Origin of the sequence: Nocardia acididurans, from assembly GCF_016741815.1 — a bacterium.
GTDB classification, from domain to species: Bacteria; Actinomycetota; Actinomycetes; order Mycobacteriales; family Mycobacteriaceae; genus Nocardia; species Nocardia acididurans.
Genome location: NZ_JAERRJ010000007.1, coordinates 209,592 through 228,425, shown reverse-complemented (window position 1 = coordinate 228,425; position 18,834 = coordinate 209,592). Strand labels below are relative to the sequence as shown.

Annotated in this window: 17 protein-coding genes; 7 read left to right on the top strand and 10 right to left on the bottom strand. The window is 69.5% G+C overall.

All coding sequences use genetic code 11. The features are described 5' to 3' along the window. Positions 1–21: 21 nt before the first annotated feature. The 3 genes from JK358_RS19500 to JK358_RS19490 form a co-directional block, all read right to left on the bottom strand. Complete coding sequence (locus JK358_RS19500) at positions 22–300, bottom strand: YggT family protein (RefSeq protein ID WP_201949163.1); 279 nt, start codon at positions 298–300, stop codon at positions 22–24. A gap of 194 nt (positions 301–494) precedes the next feature. Continuing rightward, positions 495–2,156, bottom strand: coding sequence for an alkaline phosphatase D family protein (locus JK358_RS19495; protein WP_201949162.1), 1,662 nt, complete (start codon positions 2,154–2,156; stop codon positions 495–497). Positions 2,157–2,260: 104 nt separating this feature from the next. Further along, positions 2,261–3,082, bottom strand: a complete 822-nt coding sequence (locus JK358_RS19490) for a TIGR02452 family protein (RefSeq protein ID WP_232851545.1) — start codon at positions 3,080–3,082, stop codon at positions 2,261–2,263. A gap of 116 nt (positions 3,083–3,198) precedes the next feature. Here JK358_RS19490 and JK358_RS19485 point away from each other — a divergent pair, with 116 nt between their 5' ends. The 5 genes from JK358_RS19485 (at position 3,199) to JK358_RS19465 (ending at position 7,158) form a co-directional block, all read left to right on the top strand. Further along, positions 3,199–3,561 carry an ACT domain-containing protein gene (locus tag JK358_RS19485; RefSeq protein ID WP_201949161.1) on the top strand — a complete coding sequence of 121 codons (363 nt, stop codon included), beginning with the start codon at positions 3,199–3,201 and terminating at the stop codon, positions 3,559–3,561. Between the two features lie 125 nt (positions 3,562–3,686). After that, positions 3,687–4,061 carry a BlaI/MecI/CopY family transcriptional regulator gene (locus JK358_RS19480; protein ID WP_201949401.1) on the top strand — a complete coding sequence of 125 codons (375 nt, stop codon included), beginning with the start codon at positions 3,687–3,689 and terminating at the stop codon, positions 4,059–4,061. 77 nt (positions 4,062–4,138) lie between these two features. Continuing rightward, positions 4,139–4,561 carry a putative copper homeostasis (lipo)protein LpqS gene (gene lpqS / locus JK358_RS19475; protein WP_504739720.1) on the top strand — a complete coding sequence of 141 codons (423 nt, stop codon included), beginning with the start codon at positions 4,139–4,141 and terminating at the stop codon, positions 4,559–4,561. A gap of 108 nt (positions 4,562–4,669) precedes the next feature. Then, a complete protein-coding gene (locus JK358_RS19470) occupies positions 4,670–5,788 on the top strand; it encodes a PLP-dependent cysteine synthase family protein (RefSeq protein WP_201949159.1) in 1,119 nt (372 codons plus the stop codon). Then, positions 5,785–7,158, top strand: a complete 1,374-nt coding sequence (locus JK358_RS19465) for an MFS transporter (protein ID WP_201949158.1) — start codon at positions 5,785–5,787, stop codon at positions 7,156–7,158. Before JK358_RS19470 ends, JK358_RS19465 begins: the two co-directional genes overlap by 4 nt. A gap of 34 nt (positions 7,159–7,192) precedes the next feature. On the opposite strand, the gene JK358_RS40375 is transcribed toward JK358_RS19465, so the two are convergent. Next, positions 7,193–8,161, bottom strand: a complete 969-nt coding sequence (locus JK358_RS40375) for a M56 family metallopeptidase (protein ID WP_201949157.1) — start codon at positions 8,159–8,161, stop codon at positions 7,193–7,195. A gap of 88 nt (positions 8,162–8,249) precedes the next feature. Beyond that, on the bottom strand, positions 8,250–9,278 hold the full coding sequence (locus tag JK358_RS19455; RefSeq protein ID WP_232851544.1) for a helix-turn-helix transcriptional regulator: 1,029 nt from the start codon (positions 9,276–9,278) through the stop codon (positions 8,250–8,252). Positions 9,279–9,340: 62 nt separating this feature from the next. On the opposite strand from JK358_RS19455, the gene JK358_RS19450 reads away from it, so the two are divergent. After that, positions 9,341–11,638 carry an ATP-binding cassette domain-containing protein gene (locus JK358_RS19450; RefSeq protein WP_201949156.1) on the top strand — a complete coding sequence of 766 codons (2,298 nt, stop codon included), beginning with the start codon at positions 9,341–9,343 and terminating at the stop codon, positions 11,636–11,638. A gap of 182 nt (positions 11,639–11,820) precedes the next feature. Here JK358_RS19450 and JK358_RS19445 read toward each other — a convergent pair whose 3' ends face one another. From JK358_RS19445 to JK358_RS19425, 5 genes are all read right to left on the bottom strand, one after another. Next, the gene (locus JK358_RS19445) at positions 11,821–13,983 is read right to left on the bottom strand and encodes a thiamine pyrophosphate-dependent enzyme (RefSeq protein ID WP_201949155.1); all 2,163 of its coding nucleotides are present in this window, start codon (positions 13,981–13,983) and stop codon (positions 11,821–11,823) included. Positions 13,984–14,120: 137 nt separating this feature from the next. Next, positions 14,121–14,678, bottom strand: a complete 558-nt coding sequence (locus JK358_RS19440) for a 3'-5' exonuclease (RefSeq protein ID WP_201949154.1) — start codon at positions 14,676–14,678, stop codon at positions 14,121–14,123. Positions 14,679–14,745: 67 nt separating this feature from the next. Continuing rightward, positions 14,746–15,492: an enoyl-CoA hydratase gene (locus JK358_RS19435; RefSeq protein WP_201949153.1), complete on the bottom strand. Its 747-nt coding sequence runs from the start codon at positions 15,490–15,492 to the stop codon at positions 14,746–14,748. A gap of 99 nt (positions 15,493–15,591) precedes the next feature. After that, entirely contained in the window at positions 15,592–16,380 is a 789-nt protein-coding gene (locus tag JK358_RS19430) for an META domain-containing protein (RefSeq protein WP_201949152.1), read from the bottom strand. Positions 16,381–16,399: 19 nt separating this feature from the next. Then, the gene (locus JK358_RS19425) at positions 16,400–17,809 is read right to left on the bottom strand and encodes a lipase family protein (protein ID WP_201949151.1); all 1,410 of its coding nucleotides are present in this window, start codon (positions 17,807–17,809) and stop codon (positions 16,400–16,402) included. A gap of 168 nt (positions 17,810–17,977) precedes the next feature. Between JK358_RS19425 and JK358_RS19420 the strand changes: the two genes are divergently transcribed. Next, positions 17,978–18,610 (top strand): TetR/AcrR family transcriptional regulator, encoded by a 633-nt coding sequence (locus JK358_RS19420; RefSeq protein WP_201949150.1) that lies wholly within the window; start codon positions 17,978–17,980, stop codon positions 18,608–18,610. The last annotated feature ends 224 nt before the right edge of the window (positions 18,611–18,834 follow it).

Below are 18,834 nucleotides of genomic sequence, written 5' to 3'. Positions count from 1 at the left end.
CGTGTCGTACGGGCGTCGGAATTACAGACTGAAGAAGATCGCGCGCAACACCAGTGCGACGATGAACACCACCGTGAACGCCAGATCGATACCCACCGACCCGAAGTTGACCGGCGGCAGGATCCGCCGGACGGGAGCGATCACGGGTTCGGTCACCTTGTAGGTGACCTCGCGGACCTTGCCCACCCACGGGGCGGGGTCGCGGCTCAGCGCGGCGATCCAGTCCACGACCAGCCGCGCCAGCATGAACAGGATGAATACGGACACGACCCAGCCGAGCAGGGTCCCGATAGCGGTCATTGCGTGTTTCCTTCCAGACGCATTGCGATCGTCCTACCGTGATCAACGCGGCCGGACGGTCCGAAGTGCCGTGTTCGCCGCTTTGCCAGCTGATTATCAGGTCGACGACGGCATCCGCCGGGTCCGCCACTCCGTCGGCTCGCGTACCTGCTCGCCGCAGCGCGGCGGGCGGGACGGTTCGGCTCGAGCGGACCTCAGCGTCGTTCCGGCAGGTCCCGTGCGGGAAGGGCGAGATCGGCGGTCGGCGTAACAGGCGCTTCGGGTTCGGGACGCCACGCCTGGGTGGTGCCGGGGATGCCGTTCTCGACGACGTAGGTGGCGCGGGTGCTGATCGGAGCGCCCGGGCGGTTCACGTAGGGGACGACGCGGAAGTCGGTGCGCCACAGGGCCTGATCGACCTCGACTCGGACATAGCCGCGCTGATTGTTGCTGAACTTCAGATCGGCGTCGGTGCGCAGCAGATCGCGGGCGGTGGGTGTGATGTCGCTGCCGTTGCCGCCGCTGCTGATCGAGGTGCCGATGAATTCGGCCGCCACGACCGGTGATTCGCGGTTGGTGTGGTCGCGGCGCAGGTCGGCGGCCCAGTTCTCGTGGCGGTCGCCGGTGATGACCACCAGGTTCGGCACGCCGCGGTCGGCCGCCGCGCCCAGCACGGTGTTGCGGTCGGCGACGTAGCCGTCCCAGGCGTCGGTGCCCAGCAGGTCGGGCGGGCCCGGGTCGTAGTCGTTGCGACTCATGGAGACCTGATTGCCGAGCACCTGCCAGCGGGCCGGGGAGTCGCGGAAGCCGTCGAGCAGCCAATCGCGTTGCCGCGCACCGAGCAGCGTGCGGTCGGTGGCGTAGCGCTGCGGGCAGTCGGCGGTGGCGCTGCCGTCGGTGCACGCCTGCTTGTCGCGGTACTGCCGGGTGTCGAGCATGGTGATCTCGGCCAGGTTCCCGAACCGGTATCGCCTGTGCAGCAGGATGTTCGGCCCCGACGGCAGCTGCGCGATGCGCAGCGGTTGATGCTCGTAGAGTGCCTGGAAGGCGGCGGCCTTGCGCCGCCGGAAGAGCGCGGGAATCCCGTAGACGTCGATGGCCGGGCCGCGGGATTCCCCGCCCCAATTGTTGTGCACCTCATGGTCGTCCATGGTCGTCAGCCACGGGAAGGCGGCATGTGCGGCCTGCAGCGGCGCCTCGGCCTTGACCTGTGCGTAGCGCAAGCGGTAATCGGCGAGATCGACTGCCTCGCCGGTGACTTCGTCACGCCGCGTGAGCCCGTCGCGCCCGCGCACCCACGGCGTCTCATAGGTGTAGTCGCCCAGGTGCACGACCAGATCCAGATCCTCGCGGCTCATGTGCTCGTAGGCGGTGTAGTACCCGTAGGTCCAGCACTGACAGGAGGCGAAGGCGAATCGCATACGCGCCGTGGGTGATCCGGCCGCCGGTGCGGTCCTGGTGCGCCCGGTCGGCGATATCGCCGACCCGGCGCGGAAACGGTAGTAGTACCACCGGTCCGGTTCGAGCCCGCTCACCTCCGGGTGCACGCTGTGCCCGAGCTCCCGGCTCGCGACGGCTTCTCCGCGTGCGACTATCTGCTGGAATCCGGCGTCGTGCGCGACCTCGTAGTCGACGGTCACCGGCCGCAGCGGCATGCCGCCGAGGCCGTCCGGTGCGAGCGGGTCGGGAGCCAGTCGCGTCCACAGCACGACGCCGTCGGGCGTGGGATCGCCGGAAGCCACACCCAGCGCGAAAGGATAGCCCCCGGCCCATCGGGGCGCGGGGAACCGCCGGCTGCTCACCGCCGAGGTGCCCACCAGTACCGCCACCGAGCCCGCGGCACCCATCCGTAACAACTGACGCCGAGACAAGCTCATACGTAACGGTAGGAATGCTCACCGGGCAGAGCCGTGAACACCGGCCCCGCCGAAAGGGAACATTCGGTGACATGTCGGATCGTAATCGGCTGGTGGCCGGGTGTTCACCTGGTGGTCGCCGGGAAACGGGCGGCGAATGCCTGCCGGTTTGCCGACACCGCCGAACGATCCCACACCGCGAACACCGCCCGCTCGAAGGCCGCCCCGTAATGCGCCAGCGCGTGGTCGAACGCCTCGGCCACCTCCGTGGGGTCGTTGCGGAACACGCCGCAGCCCCACGCGCCCAGCACCAGCTCGCGCACGCCGTGCCGGGCCGCGATGGCGAGCACGCGATCGGCGCGTTCGGCGAGCACCTCGCGCACCGAGACCGGTTCGCTCGACCGGAGCGCCAGCTGTCCGGCATTGGGTGCGGGCGAGGTCAGGAACGACACCGGGAACGGCTCGGCGAGCAACTCGTAGCGTTCGTTCCGGATGACCGGGACATCGGGGGAGAAGATCACCCGGTGGCTGTACCGCAGATCGCTCGACTCCCGGTGCGCCGCATAGTAATCCGGTGCCCGCAGCAGGCACCGGTAGAGCAGCGCGCTGCGGCACAGATCCTCCTCCTGCGCCCGCGCACCGCGCAGATACCCGCCGCCGGGATTGCGCGCGGACGCGAAATTCAGGACGGCGACGGCCTTTCCACCGTCGTCGTGCAGCCGCCGGGCCGCCGCGATACTGCCTTCGCCGGTCACCTCGGCCGCGCGTCGCAGCGGGCCGGTCGGCGCGATCGACACCGCGTCGCCGGGCGCGTAGGACACGGTCCCGCGCACCGCGGCGGCCAGCGCCGCCTCGAGGGCGACGTGGTCGCCGCCGGGTGTCGTATAGCCGCCCGCATCCGCGATCCGCTCGTTCTCCGCGGCGATAGTCTTTCCGCTACTTGTCATTTCAGCGACCCTACGGCGCGGCGCGTTCCCGGTCACCCTATTTTAGTCTCATCTACTAAATCGAGTATCGGTCCTGTCGCGTCCGGTGATCGCCGCCGTGCGAATAGCATTGCGCCATGGCCGGCAGTCAGCGTGTGCGCATCGTCCCCTCGCAGTTCGTGGTGGAGCATCTGCCGAATTCCACCTTCCCGGAGGACGACGAGTGGGTCGCCCTGGTGCGCGCGCCCGAAGGGCTCACCGTCGTGCGCGAGGCCCCGCCCTGGGGTGACGGCGAGCGGTGGAAGGGTTTCTACGGCGACGGATCGCACGGCCTGGACACGCCCGGCATGCTGGCCGCCCTCGTCGGGCCGCTGGCCGAGGCCGCCATCCCGGTCTTCGTCGCCTCCACCTATCACGCGGATCTGGTGCTGGTGCCCGATCATCGGGTGGAGGAGGCGTCCGGCGTGCTGCGCGAGGCCGGGCACCGCGTCGCGGAGTAGGGTCGTACGGCCCGGTGGCGAGATCGTTCGCCCCGGTTGCGGTCCCGGCCGCAGGGGCGCACTATTACTGCCTACGTACGTAGAGCGTACGATATGAGACGTCCGTGAGTTTTGAGGGAGACGACATGGGTGCGCGTGGCTTCGGCGACCTCGAAGCGGTCGTCATCGAGCGAATCTGGGACCGTGACGAGAAGACCACGGTCCGCGAGGTGTACGACGAACTCGCCGGTGAACGCGAGATCGCCTACACCACAGTCATGTCCACCATGGACAATCTGCACCGCAAGGGCTGGCTCGAGCGTGAGCGCGTCGGCAAGGCGTACCGCTACTGGCCCACCCTGACCCGTGAGGAGTACAGCGCGCGGCTCATGCGCGAGGCACTGGGCAGCGGAGGCCGCTCGGATCTGGTGCTCGCGCATTTCGTCGAGCAGATGAGCGCGGAGGAGTCCGAGGGCCTGCGCGCGGCGCTGCGCAAATTCACTCGCGGAAAGCGGGATTGAGACGCCGTCGCTGATTTCCTCGCCTGTCGGCCGTGACATCTACGTAGTTCGACAGTAGATTATTCGGCGTGAAGCTGATGGAGCGGCTGTGGCGCGTCGGTCCGGCGCCTGCCTTGCTCGCGCTTCTGGTGCTGCTCGCCCCGCTGGCAGGATGCGTGCACGATGCCTCCGAGCACGCGCCGAATCCGGTGCGCGCGTGGGTCGATGCGAGCGGTGTCCTGGTGGACGCGCCCGTCGACGCGCTCGGCACCTCCACCGGCGGTGCGGACGAGCACTGCATGCGGTTCTGTGCCCCGGATACGCCCGATCGCCTGCACTCGGCCACCCCGCACCTGGCTACCACCCCGCCGCCCCCGCAGCCGATGCTGCTGGTGGCGATTCTGGTCCTGCTCCTGGTCGCCGCACCGCGCGCACCGGCACGCCGGCGCCGCGGTCCGCCACCGCTCTCCGTCGTCAGCGGCCGAATGCTGTTGACGCGCCTCTGTATCGCCCGACGCTGATCGGTCAGCGCCAGGCCGGCGTGCTGTGCCCGCCGGCCGGTGACCGCTGCCCGCACACGTCTCACCACCCCGTCGCGTGGGTGGTTTCGATGCAGAAAGCGAACTGCCATGGACAAATTCGTGCTGGACCACCTCGCCGCCGGAGAACTGCTGGTGGCCGCGCCCGGGGCGGCCCGCGAACCGCGCGCCCTGGTCGGCAATACACCGGTGCTGTGGGTCGGTGAGCCGCTCGCCCCGGCCGGTCGCGGATTCTGGGCCAAACTCGAGGGATTCAATCCCGGCGGGATGAAGGACCGGCCCGCCCTGCACATGGTGCGCCGCGCCGAACAACGCGGTGACCTCGCACCCGGTGCCAGAATCATCGAATCAACCAGCGGCACACTGGGATTGGGTCTGGCCCTGGCCGGGCTGGTCTACCGCCATCCGGTGACGGTGGTGACCGATCCCGGACTAGAGCCCCTCGTGGCCCGCATGCTCACCGCCTACGGCGCACGCGTCGATCTGGTCGCACAACCGCATCCGGTGGGCGGCTGGCAGCAGGCCCGTCGCGATCGCGTCGCCGAACTGCTTGCCGCGGAACCGGATTCGTGGTGCCCGGACCAGTACACCAATCCCGACAATGTGGATGGCTACGAATCACTGGCGCTCGAACTCGTCGATCAGCTCGGCGGCGTGGACATCCTGGTGTGCGCGGTCGGCACCGGCGGCCACTCCGCCGGAGTGGCCCGCGTGCTGCGCCGCGTCAATCCGGATCTGCGGCTCATCGGCGTGGATACGGTGGCCTCCACCATCTTCGGGCAGGCCGCCGGGCCACGCCTCATGCGCGGCCTCGGCTCGAGCATCCACCCACGCAATGTCGACTACCCGGCGTTCGCCGAAATCCACTGGGTCGCACCGGCCGAAGCGGTCTGGGCCTGCCGCACCCTGGCCGCCACCCATCACGCCAGCGGCGGCTGGAGCGTCGGAGCGGTGGCCCTGGTGGCGGGCTGGGCCGCGCGCACGCACGCACCCGGCACCCGCATCGCGGCTGTCTTCCCCGACGGCCCGCACCGCTACTTCGATACCGTCTACAACGACTCCTACTGCGAGGAACACGGTGTGCTCGGCACCGCGCCGCCCATCGATCCCGAGACGATCACCCACCCGGCGGAGCGCCAGGTGCGCACCTGGACCCGCTGCGCCACCGTCGTGGACCCCACCATCGGAAGGGCGGGTGACCCGGCATGACGGTCCTCGCGAAGTTCCGCGGCTTCGACCGCGCCGCCCAACTGCTCATGATCAACCAGTTCGGCATCAACCTCGGCTTCTACATGCTGATGCCCTATCTGGCCGGATACCTCGCGGGCCCACTGGGATTGGCCGCCTGGGCGGTCGGCCTGGTCCTGGGCGTGCGCAACTTCTCCCAGCAGGGCATGTTCCTGGTGGGCGGCACCCTCGCCGACCGGCTCGGCTACAAACCCCTCATCGTCGCCGGATGTCTTTTGCGCACCGGCGGTTTCGCACTGCTGGTCTTCGCATCGTCGCTGCCCGGCCTGCTGATCGCCTCGGCCGCAACGGGATTCGCCGGAGCCCTGTTCAATCCCGCGGTTCGCGCCTACCTCGCCGCCGAGGCGGGTGAACGCCGCGTGGAGGCCTTCGCGGTCTTCAACATCTTCTATCAGGCCGGAATCCTCGCCGGCCCGCTCGTCGGACTCGCCCTGATGGCCTTGGACTTCCGCGTCACCGCGGGCGCGGCGGCGGTGGTCTTCGCCGTGCTCACCATCGCCCAGCTGTTCGCCCTGCCCACCCGCCGTGCGGCCGAACGCGCGGAACCCGCCTCGGTACTCGAGGATTGGCGCACCATCGTCACCAATCGGCGCTTCGTGGCGTTCGCGGTCGCCATGATCGGCTCCTACGTCCTGTCCTTCCAGGTCTACCTCGCGCTGCCCCTGCAGGCGGAATACGTTGCGGGCGAACACTCCCGCACGGTCACCTCGGCGATCTTCGTGGTGTCGGGCGTGGTCGCGGTACTCGGTCAGCTCCGCATCACCCGCTGGTTCCGGGCGCGTTGGGGCACCGGCCGCAGCCTCGTGGTGGGTATGGCGGTGCTCGCGGCGTCCTTCCTGCCGATCGCGCTGATTCCCACGCCCGCACTGTTCGGATCGGGTGCGGCGGTCGGCGCACTGCTGCTCGCGGCCGGGCTGCTGGCGGTGGGCACGGCAGCGGTGTTCCCCTTCGAAATGGATACCGTCGTGGCCCTGTCGGGCAACCGTCTCGTCGCCACCCACTACGGTTTCTACAACACGGTGGTCGGAATCGGCATCCTCGCCGGCAACCTGGCTACCGGCGCGGTCCTGGGTGCGGCCCATGCCGTGAATCTGGATTGGCTGGTGTGGCTGGGCCTCGTGCTGATCGGCGTGGCCGCCGCCGTGGCCCTGTCCCGTGTGGACACCGGCGACCGGCCGACCACCCCGTCCGAGCCGCGCGACGCCGATACCGATCGCATTCCTGTTGTCCCGCCGCCGGATCCGGGAGACCTCGTGACCGACCGCCTGCCCGTGTCCTGTGCGCCCGCGCGCGACCACGATCGGCGCGAGCACGGAATCCGCTCGCGCTGACCGGCTTCGGCCGCAGCGGACGGTCGCTACGTCCTCACGCGGAAACAGAAGCGCACAGGGCGATTCCCGCCGCCGCGGCGGCCACCGAGGACAGGGGGACCAGGGTGGCCGCCGCGGCGAGGGCGGCTTGGACGCGGGTGCGGGCCGCGGTGGTGGCGGGTGCGGTCAGGCGTTCGATGCGGGCGGTCAGACCGACCTGGGCCGCGCCGAGGGTGCCGACCGGGCCGGTGGTGGGGTCGGTGGTGATGCCGCCGAGGGCAAGCAGGGCCGCGACGACGGTGTCGCGGCCGTGAATTCGGGCGGCGGAGTCGTCGGCGACCATTTCGAGCAGGAGGGCCACTTCGCGTGCGCCGAGGGTGAAGAGGGTGACGCGGGGAAGGGCGGTGGCCAGGGCGCGGGTCACCGCGAGGATGAGGTGGTGGCGGCCGGACAGGTGGGCGCGCTCGTGCGCGAGCACCGCCGCGAGATGCCGCTCGTCCAGCGCGTCCAGGACGCTGCGGCTCACCACGACCGTATCCGGTTTGCCCGCAACGCAATACGCGGCCGGTTCATCGACGTCCAGGACCACCGCGTCGAGTCCGCGATGGTGGCGGCCCGCGAGGCGGGCCATGCGCGCGTGCTCGAAGGTGGTGCGGCGGGCCTGCAGCAGGGAGCTGCCGATCCGGGTGATCAGCACGACCGCCGCGGCGGTGGTGAGACCGGACAGCAGCAGCAGGCCGATCTGCGCCGGTGCGCCGTAGCGGCCGACGGCGGCATCGTGGAAATGGGTGACGCAGGTGTCCAGGAACCGCTGCGGAGTGTCGGACCAGCGATGGGTGATCAGGTCGACCAGCAGCAGCACCACCGCGACGAGCCAGCCCGCCACCGTCGAGGCGATCGCGGTCATCCAGCTGACCAGCGCCAATCGCGGAGCCGCCCCCTGATATCCGATGCGCACCAGCATGCGGGGCGCCAGCACCGCGACCGCGAACCCGTACAGCAGCAGACAGACCGCGACGCTCACCGCACCACCCGCCCCGGTGCGAATCGTGCCGCGTGCAATTCTCGCCCGTCGCCGTCCCGCATGAAAACCGCTGGTGCGTGCGGTCGCATCAGTGTTCCTCCCGTTGGTCGGGCTCGAGTGTAGGGGCGGAACCTGAGCGCGAGATTAGCCGCGCGCTACCGGCGGCACGCAGCCGCTGCGCGAGTTCGCGGCTGCGCGCCCGGAACTGGGCGGGCTCGTCGATGACGAAGTCGACATCGAGGAAGGCGAGGGTGAGCACCAGCCATTCGAACGAATCCACCCAGACGGTCACCCGGCATCGTGCGGGGCCGAGCGATTCGATATCGCAGTCCTGGAACTTCAGCCGGTCGGCGACCTCGGAGGCGGGGGCGGCGACCGTCACCACCGCGCGATACCGGCCCGCTGTGATGCCCGCCCGCAGGTAGTCGGCGGCCGATCGCGCGGGCAGCGGACGCGGGGTGAACGGAACCGCGGTCGTGGTGAGGTCGCGGACCCGGTCGAGCCGGAAGGTGCGCCAGTCCGCGCGCTCGGTGTCCCAGGCCAGCAGATACCACCGCAGGTGCAGGTGAACCTGCCGATACGGCTCGACCCGGCGATGCGAATCACGACCCCCGCGACCGGTGTAATCGAAGGTGACCAGCTCGTGCCGGGAGGCCGCCAGCCCCAGCGTGGTCAGCGCCTCGGGGTCGACGGCCGGGGCCGTCTGCGGCGCGGCCTCCACCGTCGCCCGCAGCGCGGTTGCCCTGGGCCGCAGGCGTTTCGGCAGGAACTGATCGATCTTGCCGAAGGCGCGTGCGGCGGCCGCACCGATTCCGGCCCGCTCGTCGGGGTCCGGCGACGAGGTCGACCCGAGCAGGGCCAGTCCGACCAGCGTCGCGATGGCTTCGTCGTCGTCGAGTACCAGCGGCGGCAGCGTGCGCCCGGCCGCCAGCTGATAGAACCCGCTCGGCCCGGGCTGTGTGCTCACCGGGTAGCCGTAGTCGCGCAGCCGCTCCACATCCCGGCGCAGTGTGCGGGGGCTGACGGCGAGCCGCCCCGCCAGCTCCTGACCGGTGAAGCGGCGGCCGGTCTGCAATTGCGTGAGCAGTAAGAGCATCCGGCGCGTCACATCGGGCATGCCATCCATGATGGCCCGAATCGCGGTCAGGATCCGGCCGCATCTGTACCTACCGTCGAGATATGACCACAGCCCGGGAGAAGACAACAGCCCGCGAGACGACCACCGCACCTCCCGCGAACGGACACCGGCAGCGTGCGATCACGATCCGCGCGGCCCGCACCAACAATCTGCGCGGAATCGATATCGACGTACCGCGCAACAGCCTGGTGGTGTTCGCCGGGGTATCGGGTTCGGGCAAATCCTCACTCGTGTTCGACACCATCGCCGCCGAGGCGGGCTACCAGGTGAACGAGACCTACCCGCCGTTCGTGCGCAACCGGCTGCCGCGCTGGAGCCGCCCGGAGGTGGACGCCATCGACGGCCTGTCCCCGGTCGTGGTGATCGATCAGAAACGCCTCGGCGGCAATGCCCGCTCCACGGTCGGCACCATCACCGACACCTACAGCTATCTGCGGCTGCTCTTCTCCCGCGTCTCGGAACCGTATGTCGGTGAGTCCAACCACTTCTCGTTCAACGACCCGGCCGGAATGTGCCAGACCTGCTCGGGTCTGGGGGAGCGGGTGACCACCGACGTGAATACCTTCCTGGACCTGGACAAGTCGCTGGAGCAGGGCGCGATCCTGTTGCCCGGCTTCGGAAACGGCCAGTACTGGTATCGGCAGTACGCCGATATCGGCGCCTTCGACGCGCAGACGCCACTGCGCGAGTGGACGCCCGCGCAGCGGGACGCCCTGCTGTACGGCGGCGAGGCCGCCGCGCGGCTGGGTCGCAAGCTGCCCAGGGACTACCAGGGTGTGGTGCAGCGGTTCGAACGTATCTACCTGCTCACCTCCGACAACCCCTCCGAACGCAAACAGGAGGTGCTGCAGCGGTTCACGCATGCGCAGACCTGCCCGGACTGCGGCGGGGAACGATTGAAGGAGCAGGCGCGCACGGCTCGCGTACTGGGCCGCACGATCGTCGAGATGAGCCGGATGGAGATCGAGGATCTCGTCGAACTCGTTGCGGGCGTGCGGGAACCGAAGGTCGCGCCGGTGGTGGCCGCATTGCGGGAGCGGCTCACCGCCCTCACCGACATCGGGCTCGGTTATCTGTCGCTGGCGCGTCCGACCACCACCGTGTCGGGCGGAGAATCCCAGCGCATCAAGACGATCCGGCATCTGGGCAGCAGCCTGACCGAGATGCTGTACGTATTCGACGAACCGACCGTGGGCCTGCACCCCCATGATGTGCGATCCATGACCGCCCTGCTGAAACGCCTGCGGGACAAGGGGAATACGGTGCTGGTCGTCGAACACGACCCCGATGTCCTGTGCATCGCCGACGAGATCGTCGAAATCGGCCCGGGTGCGGGCGCATCCGGTGGCCGGGTGGTGTTCCAGGGTGGCTTCGCCGAGCTGCGCAAGGCCGACACCCCGACCGGGCATGCCCTGCGCCGCCGTCGGCGCTCGCATACTCCCCGGCGGGCCACCGGAAAGCTGCGGATCGAGAACGCCTCCCGCAACAACCTCGACGGTGTCGGCGTCGATATCCCGGCCGGTGTGCTGACCGTGCTCACCGGTGTCGCGGGCGCGGGTAAATCCAGCCTGGTCGCCGAACTGGCCGACCAGCATCCGGCCACCATCGTCGACCAGCGGCCCGTCGCGGCCAATCGCCGCTCCACCCCGATCACCTACACCGGTATCGCGACCGCCGTGCGCAAGCTCTTCGCCGCCGAGAACGGCGTCAGCCCAGCGCTTTTCAGCGCCAACTCGGCGGGGGCCTGCCCCACGTGCAAGGGGATCGGCGCCGTGTACACCGATCTCGCGTTCATGGACGGCCAGGAGGTGCTGTGCGAGACCTGTGGCGGCCGTCGGTTCACCCCGGAGGTGCTGGGCTACACGGTCGGCGGTCTGTCCATCGCCGACATCGACGACCTCACCATCGACGAAGCCGCCCAGCGACTTCGGATTCCGGGTGTGACCCGCCCGCTGCGTCACGTCGCGGAGGTCGGGCTGGGTTATCTGCGCCTCGGGCAGCCGCTGAGCACGCTGTCGGGCGGTGAATGTCAGCGTCTGCGCATCGCCCGGGAACTGGCCGGGCACGGCGGGCATACGCTCTACATTCTCGACGAGCCCACCACGGGACTGCACCTCTCCGATATCGACACCCTGCTCGAGGTGCTCGGCACGCTGGTCGAGACCGGCAATACGGTGGTGGTCATCGAGCACAATGTCGATGTCATCCGGCGTGCGGACTGGGTGATCGATCTCGGCCCGGGGCCGGGCCGCCACGGCGGCCACATCCTCTTCGAGGGAACGCCCGCGGATCTCGCCGTGCGCACCGATTCGAAAACCGCTCTGGCGCTGCGTGGTTGATTCGGGCTTGCGCGGGAGCGCGCCCATCCGGTAATACTATCTACGTACGTAATACGTAGATAGCTTGTGCCGCCCCCTCATCGGCACGAGGACGCCGACCGGACCGGCGTCGATGACGAGCAGGAATGGGTGAGGCCCCTCACCGCGCCCATTCCTGCTCCATATCAATGGTTTTCGATTCCTCAGGGCGCCGCAAGCAATTTTCCGGCCGCCGCCTCGATGCGGTCCTCGTCCAGCAGCACGGTCGCCGCGGCCGGACCCAGCGGAACGAAACTGTCCTCGCTGGTCACGCGAGCGATGCGGCCCTCGAACCCGGCATCCAGCAGCGCCGCGCACACCGCCTCGGACACCCCGCCGCTGCGCCGCGTCTCGTCGGCGATGAGCACCCGCCCGGTGGCGCGGGCGTTGTCGAGCAGATCCTCCACCGGCAGCGGCGACAGCCAGCGCAGGTCGAGCACCCGCGCATGCACGCCGCGCGCGGCGAGCCTCCTGGCCACCCGCAGACTCATCGGCACGCCGTTGGCGAAGCTCACGATGGTGAGATGCGTGCCCGTGCCGTGCACCCGCGCGCGGCCGATATCCGCATGGCGCACATCGGAAATCGGGGCGAGCCAGCCGCCGTCGCCGGGGCGGTGCAGATCCCGGGTGTGATACAGCGCGATGGGCTCCAGAAAGACGCACACCCGGCCGTCCATGCGCGCGGCCGAGACACAGGTGCGCAGCAGCGCGGCCGCGTCATCGGCCCGCGCGGGCACGGCGATCACCACGCCGGGGATATCCCGCAGCGCCGCAATGGAATTGTCGTTGTGGAAATGCCCGCCGAACCCCTTCTGATAGGCCAGCCCCGCGATCCGCACGACCAGGGGATTGCGGTACTGGGCATCGGAGAAGAACGACAGCGTGGACGCTTCGCCGCGGAGCTGATCCTCGGCATTGTGCACATAGGCCAGGTACTGGATCTCCGGAATCGGGACGAAACCGGCCAGCGCCGCACCGAGTGCGGTACCCAGGACACTCTGCTCGTCCAGCAGCGTGTCGAAGACCCGGCGCACCCCGAAGCTCTGCTGCAGCCCCTTGGTGACGCCGTACACGCCGCCCTTGCGTCCCACGTCCTCACCGAAGACCAGCACATCCGGATCGCGGGTGAGCAGCTGTGCCAGCGTGCGATTCACGGCCTGCGCCAACGTCATTCGCTCACCGTCTTCGGCCGTCAGCGCCGGGGGAGTGGTCCCCGCGCGGTCGGTGGTGCGCAGGGCATCGGTGCGCACCACGGTGGGCCGGTTGGCCGCCAGTGACCGCATGACGGCGGGCGCGGACGTCAATTTCGCTTCGTCCCTGACGGATTCGGCGGTCGCGGTGACCCGTGCGCCCAGATCGTCGTAGCGGCGCAGGAGTTCGCCGGGTGTCGCGATACCCGAGGAGATGAGCAGTCGCGCGGTGCGGCTGACCGGATCGCGGCGCAGATCGGCGGCGATCTCGGCGGGGCGGCGGTACGCGGACTCCACATCGGAGCCCGCATGCCCGAGCAGTCGCACCGTTCGCAGCCGCAGGAATGCCGGTTTGCGTTGTGCCCGAACCCATTCCGCCGCCTGCTCGGCGGCGGAGTACGCCTCGAGCAGATCCGCGCCGTCGGCGTCGAAGTAGCGCAGGCTGGGTCGGGAACCGTAGGCGTGCTCGATCCAGGTGCGCGGGGTGGGCACGCTGATCCCGAGACCGTTGTCCTCGCAGACGAACAGCACCGGCATGGGCACACCCAGGTGGGTGGTGTGCACGGCGGTGTTGATCGCCCCCGCCGCCGTCGAATGATTGGCCGAGGCGTCCCCGAAACTGCACACCACCACCGCGTCGGCGGGCCACTCGCACGGCACGCCCAGCTGGGCGGCGCGCTCGAGGGCGAAGGCCAGCCCGACCGCCCGGGGCAGATGTGAGGCGATGGTGGACGTCTGCGGAATCACATGCGCCGCTTTACTTCCGAACACCTTGTGCCGGCCGCCGGAGATGGGATCGGCCGCCGCCGCGACCACGCCGAGCAGTACGTCCCGGATCGGATCCAGTCCGGGCACCCGGCGGGCTCGCTGGACGAAGAATCCGGCGGAGCGGTAGTGCAGCAGCGCGGGATCGTTCACGCGCAGCGCGCCCGCCACGGCCGCATTGCCCTCATGACCGGAGGAGCCGATGCTGTAGTAGCCGTGCCCCTCCCGGCCGAGGCGGCGGGCGGCGAAGTCCAGGTGGCGGGCGATGGCCTGGGCGTCGAAGAGGTCCAGGCACTGGGCGCCGGTCAGTGGGTGGCCGGGGGTGAGTGGTTCGTGTTGTGCGCGTGCGGCCCCGGGTGTCGTCGCGGCCACCTCCGCGCGAAACCACTGGTCGAGCTCGGCTTCCCGGTCGTTGATGACGTCCTCCCATATGTCCCATATGTCGCGTACGCCGGGCTATCAGAGTAGAGGTGGGCGCGCCGTCTCCGGCGCAACTTCACATCTCTCGGCTAGTCGCCTGGCCAGGCACTCCGCTTCATCATGTCGGCCACGAGCGCCGCGATGTTCCAGGCGTCGTCGCCGCCACGATGATGGGTGCCCTCCAACGGCAATCCTGTCATCGCCAGGGCCCCCGCCATGCCGAATCTGCGATGGGTGCCGCGCGCGTTCGAGAACGCGACCTTGGCATTGGTGTGCCGGGAACCGAACGGATACCGCACCCCGGTCGCCGCGCACTGCCGTTCGAACTGTTTGCGGTCGTAATCGCCCCAGCTCGCCCACGGTCGCGAATCAGCGTGGAACTCGGTGCGCAGCAGGGCGCACGCCTCCGCGAAGGAGATCCCGGTCGCCACCTGCCCGGCGGTGAGAGTGGTCAGCCGGGTGCAGAATTCACTGACCGTGGAGCGGTCGGGCCGCACCAGGATGCTGTGCTTCTCCACCCGCTCCAGCGTGCGGGTGTTCAGCACGCACAGCCCGATCTCGATGATCTCGCTGGGCATTCCGGGCGGTGCGGCCTTCTCCCAGCAGGTGGCCTCCACATCCACCACATTCAGCAACTGCTCGTTCATGCCGCCGCACGCTACCGGCCCGAACACCCCCGGCGACAACGAATTTCGGCGCTCGCGCGACCGGATGTCAGCGCTGCCGCGCCTGTGCCACCCGCTCTGCGAACTCTGCCGTCCCCATGGATGCCAGCTGGCGTTCGATCTCCACCTCCACCGCGGCGGCATGCTGATCCAGCCGCTCGGTGATGCGCAGGGTGTCCTTGGTCGTCATGGCCAGCGACCGCGGCGCGAGGTCCGCCCCGGCCGCGAAACCCACCGCCTGCTCGATCAGCGCGTCGTGATCGCCCGGCACGACGCGGTGCGCCAGCCCCGCCGCGAGCGCGGCATCGGCGTCGAGTACCTCACTGAACAGCGTCATCGCCGCCGCACGCTGGGCCCCGACGGCCCGCTGCAGCATCCACGTCATACCGCCGCCCGGATGCGTTCCCAGGCGCAGGAATCGGGCGTCGAAGCGCGCCTGCGGTCCGGCGATGCGCACATCCGCGGCCAGTGCGAGATTCAACCCCGCGCCCACGGCCGCACCGCCCACGGCCGCGACCGTCGGCAGCGCGCAGCGGACCACCGCCAGAAAACCCGAGTAGATCGCGCGCAGGTCGTCCTCGCGAACCTCTTGCAGCGCCCGCAGATCGGCGCCCGCGCAGAAGGCGGGCGGTGTTCCGGTCACCACGAGGGCATGGACGCCGGAATCTCGCTCGAGCTCACCGACCGCGGTCGCGAGCTCCGCCGACAATTCCGGGGTGAGCGCGTTGCGCCGCTCCGGATTGTGCACGGTGACCACCGCGACCCTGTCGATTCGCTGAACCAGAATCTCAGCCATACACCCATCCTCATATCAGGTCGGTCTGGAATCGTCGTGCGCCGCAACGATAGTGTGCGGGGGCGCGGGGTGCGTCGACTGGCGTCAGGCTTTCGACAGCTATTCCGCACGCAGCTCCAGGCCGGTGCCGGTGGTCTCGTTGCGGATGGTGAGCTGACTGGAATCGATTGTGGTGATGGTCTTTCCGTTGAGCACCGCCAGCACCTGACTCTCGACCTCCATGACGTCGGGGGCGCAGGCCATCTTGGTGGTGCCGATCTGGAAGGTCACGTAGCTGCCCGCGATCTCCGCCTTGCCGATCATGGAGTTGCACCCGGCATTGCCGGAGACATTGCCGTCGGGAGCGATGGTGAGCGTCGGGCGGACCTCGTCCAGGGTCTGCGAGCGCACATGCGCGTCCTTGGTGAGCAGCGCCGAGACGATCCAGGCGGTGCCGGTCAGCGGCTTGTCCGGGGCCGCCACCTTGCGGTCGAGCAGGGTGACGGTGATGCCGTCGCCATTGCCGGTGAGGGTCAGCGTCGGGCCGTCGAGTTTCCAGGTGGGGGAGGACTTCAGCAGACTGTCCACCCAGCCGTCCGCGCCCGCGGTCTCGCCCGGACAGCCCATCATGGTGGTGGCCATCTCGCCGATGGTGAGGGTACCGCCGTCGAGGGTGACCGGGCCGGTGGCGGTATTGCAGCCGGCGTTCGCGGTGAGCCGGTCGTCGGCGAAGGTCAGGGTCAGCGGGCCGCCGCCCGGGATCGGCGTCCCCGTGACCTCGGTGGAGATGTACGCCTTGCCCATCGGAGTTTCGGCCGGCTGCTTGGGCTCGTCGTCGCCGGACGAGCAACCGGCCAGCGCACCGGCCGTCAGGGCGAGCAGCGCACACCACCGTCGAGTTGCTGACATGTCGCCGATCGTACGGAGATCAGACCGGCATGCCCAGCGCCGACGCGAGTGTCAGACCGATCGCGTTCACGAAGGCCTGCAGCGCACCCGGGTCGAGGATGGTGCTGAGCACATCCCGATTGCGGCAGCCCTCCGGCGCGGGGATGCCGTTGAGCCGGTCGTTGAGCCACATGACCGAGCTGCCCGCGCCCGACACCGCGGCGATGCCGTGTTCACTCAGCAGATCCCGGGTGTAGAAGACGCGCGCGCTCGGATCCGAGCAGTACGTGTCGTACAGATTGTTCACCGCGTTGATCGGCATGGCCTCGTCGAACGGCGACTCGTAGATGAACATCGGCGAGGAGGGCGTGCCGCGCTTGCCCATGGTCAGTTCGTCGAGCATGGGCTGCAGTTCCGGGGCCAGCATCGGATCGCCGCCCGGGTAGTCGAACAGACCCTTCAGGTTGACGAATGGGAATCCGGCGAATTGCAGTGCCACGCACTGGTTCTCGTGGAGCACCCGCAGGCCCTTGCCGAGCGGGTTCATGTACCGGTCGATGAACTGGTTCAGCTCCGGGTACTCGCGGGCCACACCGAACAGCCCGCCCAGCACCGCGCCCGCGAAGCTGGAGGTGCTGTTGTTGTAGTCCAGCGCCATGCGCAGATCGGCCATGAGCCCGCCCACGGCCGTGCCGACGAGGTTGATCTCCGGGGCGTAGGTCGGCTGGAGTTCGGCGGCGTGCCCGGTCGGGATCGCGCCGCCGGAGTAGCCCCACAGCGTGACCCGGGTATCGGCGCCCGGCAGCGCGGCGGGTGCGAAGTTCTGCGCGGCGCGGATGCCGTCGAGGGTGATGCGGCCGCCCAGCGGGCCGGTGGCATAGGCGGCGTTCGGGCCCTGGTGATCGGGGATGACCACGGCGTGGCCGAGCTGCAGCATGGCCTGCGCTTCGATGAATTCCGCGGGGATGACCGGGTTCAGCGGATTCGGCAGGGTGCCCATCTGCAGGGCGTAGGACGGCGCGCAGTTGATCGACAGCGAATCCTCGGCCATCTGGAAGGAGACCAGACCGCGCTGCCCGGTCGGGGCCGCGCGATGCGGCACGATGACCGTCGCCACCGACGCGATCGCCTCGCCGCGGGTGTTGGTACTGCGATACGACAGCTGCCAGGCGTTCACATTCAAGGGAATCAGCCAGAGGTTGGCCAGATTCACCTGCCGCGCCGCCAGGATCTCGCCGGGTGCGGCCGCGGCGACGCGGGCCGGATCCGGTTGGTAGAAGGCCGTATCCAGATACGGCGGGGCGGGCGGCACCGGGAAGGGGAGTGCCGGTTGCACCGGAACCTCCTGGGCGGCGGCGGTATTCGCCACCATGGGGCAGGCGGCCACCACCACGCCCGCCGCAACGGCCAGGGCGGCCTGCGTGATCGCCCTGCGGGTCCCCGCTGTCATATCGAACTCCTCCGTGCCGCGTCGGCGGCCCACACCCGCTCGCTAAGATAGAGAGCGCTTGGTTTCTAAATGGCGTCCCAGACAATAAGGCGGCTTTGTGCACTGTGTCAACGGTCACCCCGGACCACGCTGCGACCCGGCTCGCACGACCCGGCAGGATGATGCGTCGTGACCGACGAATCCCGCCCCCGGCGCACCCAGGAACAGCGCCGGGCAGCCACCGTGGGCAAACTTGTCGACGCCACCATCGCGGCCATCAGCGAGGTCGGCTACCAGCGCACCACCGTGCAGGAGATCTGCGGCCGCGCCGGCCTGTCCGCCGGGGCCATGTTCCGCCAGTTCGGCACCCGCCTCGACCTGATCGTGCGCACCGCCTCCGACATCATGGAACGCCAGCTCGACGGCTACCGCCTCACCATGGAACACCTCGGCGCCCAGGACAACCCGCTCGACACCGCCCTGCGCTTCCTGCGGCAGGCCCAGCAGTCCACCCTCACCCACGCCCTGCGCGAGATCTACCTCGCCGCCCGCTCCGACGCCGACCTGCGCGCCCGCATCGCCCCCATCGCCGAGACCTACTACGCCGACATCGTCGCCGCCCTCGACGACACCCGCGTCCTCAACGCCTTCCCGCCCGAGAAGCGCGAACCCCTCTTCTTCATGCTGCTCTACCTCTTCTCCGGGGAAGCCGTGGTCCGCGGCGTCTACCCCCGCCCCGACTTCGACGCCACCCTCCTCACCCTCCTCGAGGACATCCTCGCCGTCTACGCGGCGCACACCGAGGTTCAGACCCGGCCATAGCGTCACCGGCCCGAGCCGTTGCCAGGCTGCGGAGCCGCCGGAACCCGCTGTGACGCCGCCCGGCCTGTGGTCGGCTGCGCTGCCACGGTCGAGCCGGGGTGCTACTCGGCTGCGGAGCCGCACGGCCGCAACGGAATTCGACTGCGCGGCGACCGGACGGGCGGCGTGGTGGGTTGCGATCGGGCCGGGGTGTCCGGGCGGGGCGGCGTGGGGCGCATAAGCTC

What these genes read in the sequence shown, in the direction of transcription:
- JK358_RS19500 (WP_201949163.1), bottom strand. Translation starts at nt 300, where the DNA reads ATGACCGCTATCGGGACCCTGCTCGGCTGGGTCGTGTCCGTATTCATC.
- JK358_RS19495 (WP_201949162.1), bottom strand. Translation starts at nt 2,156, where the DNA reads ATGAGCTTGTCTCGGCGTCAGTTGTTACGGATGGGTGCCGCGGGCTCG.
- JK358_RS19490 (WP_232851545.1), bottom strand. Translation starts at nt 3,082, where the DNA reads ATGACAAGTAGCGGAAAGACTATCGCCGCGGAGAACGAGCGGATCGCG.
- JK358_RS19485 (WP_201949161.1), top strand. Translation starts at nt 3,199, where the DNA reads ATGGCCGGCAGTCAGCGTGTGCGCATCGTCCCCTCGCAGTTCGTGGTG.
- JK358_RS19480 (WP_201949401.1), top strand. Translation starts at nt 3,687, where the DNA reads ATGGGTGCGCGTGGCTTCGGCGACCTCGAAGCGGTCGTCATCGAGCGA.
- lpqS (WP_504739720.1), top strand. Translation starts at nt 4,139, where the DNA reads ATGGAGCGGCTGTGGCGCGTCGGTCCGGCGCCTGCCTTGCTCGCGCTT.
- JK358_RS19470 (WP_201949159.1), top strand. Translation starts at nt 4,670, where the DNA reads ATGGACAAATTCGTGCTGGACCACCTCGCCGCCGGAGAACTGCTGGTG.
- JK358_RS19465 (WP_201949158.1), top strand. Translation starts at nt 5,785, where the DNA reads ATGACGGTCCTCGCGAAGTTCCGCGGCTTCGACCGCGCCGCCCAACTG.
- JK358_RS19455 (WP_232851544.1), bottom strand. Translation starts at nt 9,278, where the DNA reads ATGCCCGATGTGACGCGCCGGATGCTCTTACTGCTCACGCAATTGCAG.
- JK358_RS19450 (WP_201949156.1), top strand. Translation starts at nt 9,341, where the DNA reads ATGACCACAGCCCGGGAGAAGACAACAGCCCGCGAGACGACCACCGCA.
- JK358_RS19440 (WP_201949154.1), bottom strand. Translation starts at nt 14,678, where the DNA reads ATGAACGAGCAGTTGCTGAATGTGGTGGATGTGGAGGCCACCTGCTGG.
- JK358_RS19435 (WP_201949153.1), bottom strand. Translation starts at nt 15,492, where the DNA reads ATGGCTGAGATTCTGGTTCAGCGAATCGACAGGGTCGCGGTGGTCACC.
- JK358_RS19430 (WP_201949152.1), bottom strand. Translation starts at nt 16,380, where the DNA reads ATGTCAGCAACTCGACGGTGGTGTGCGCTGCTCGCCCTGACGGCCGGT.
- JK358_RS19425 (WP_201949151.1), bottom strand. Translation starts at nt 17,809, where the DNA reads ATGACAGCGGGGACCCGCAGGGCGATCACGCAGGCCGCCCTGGCCGTT.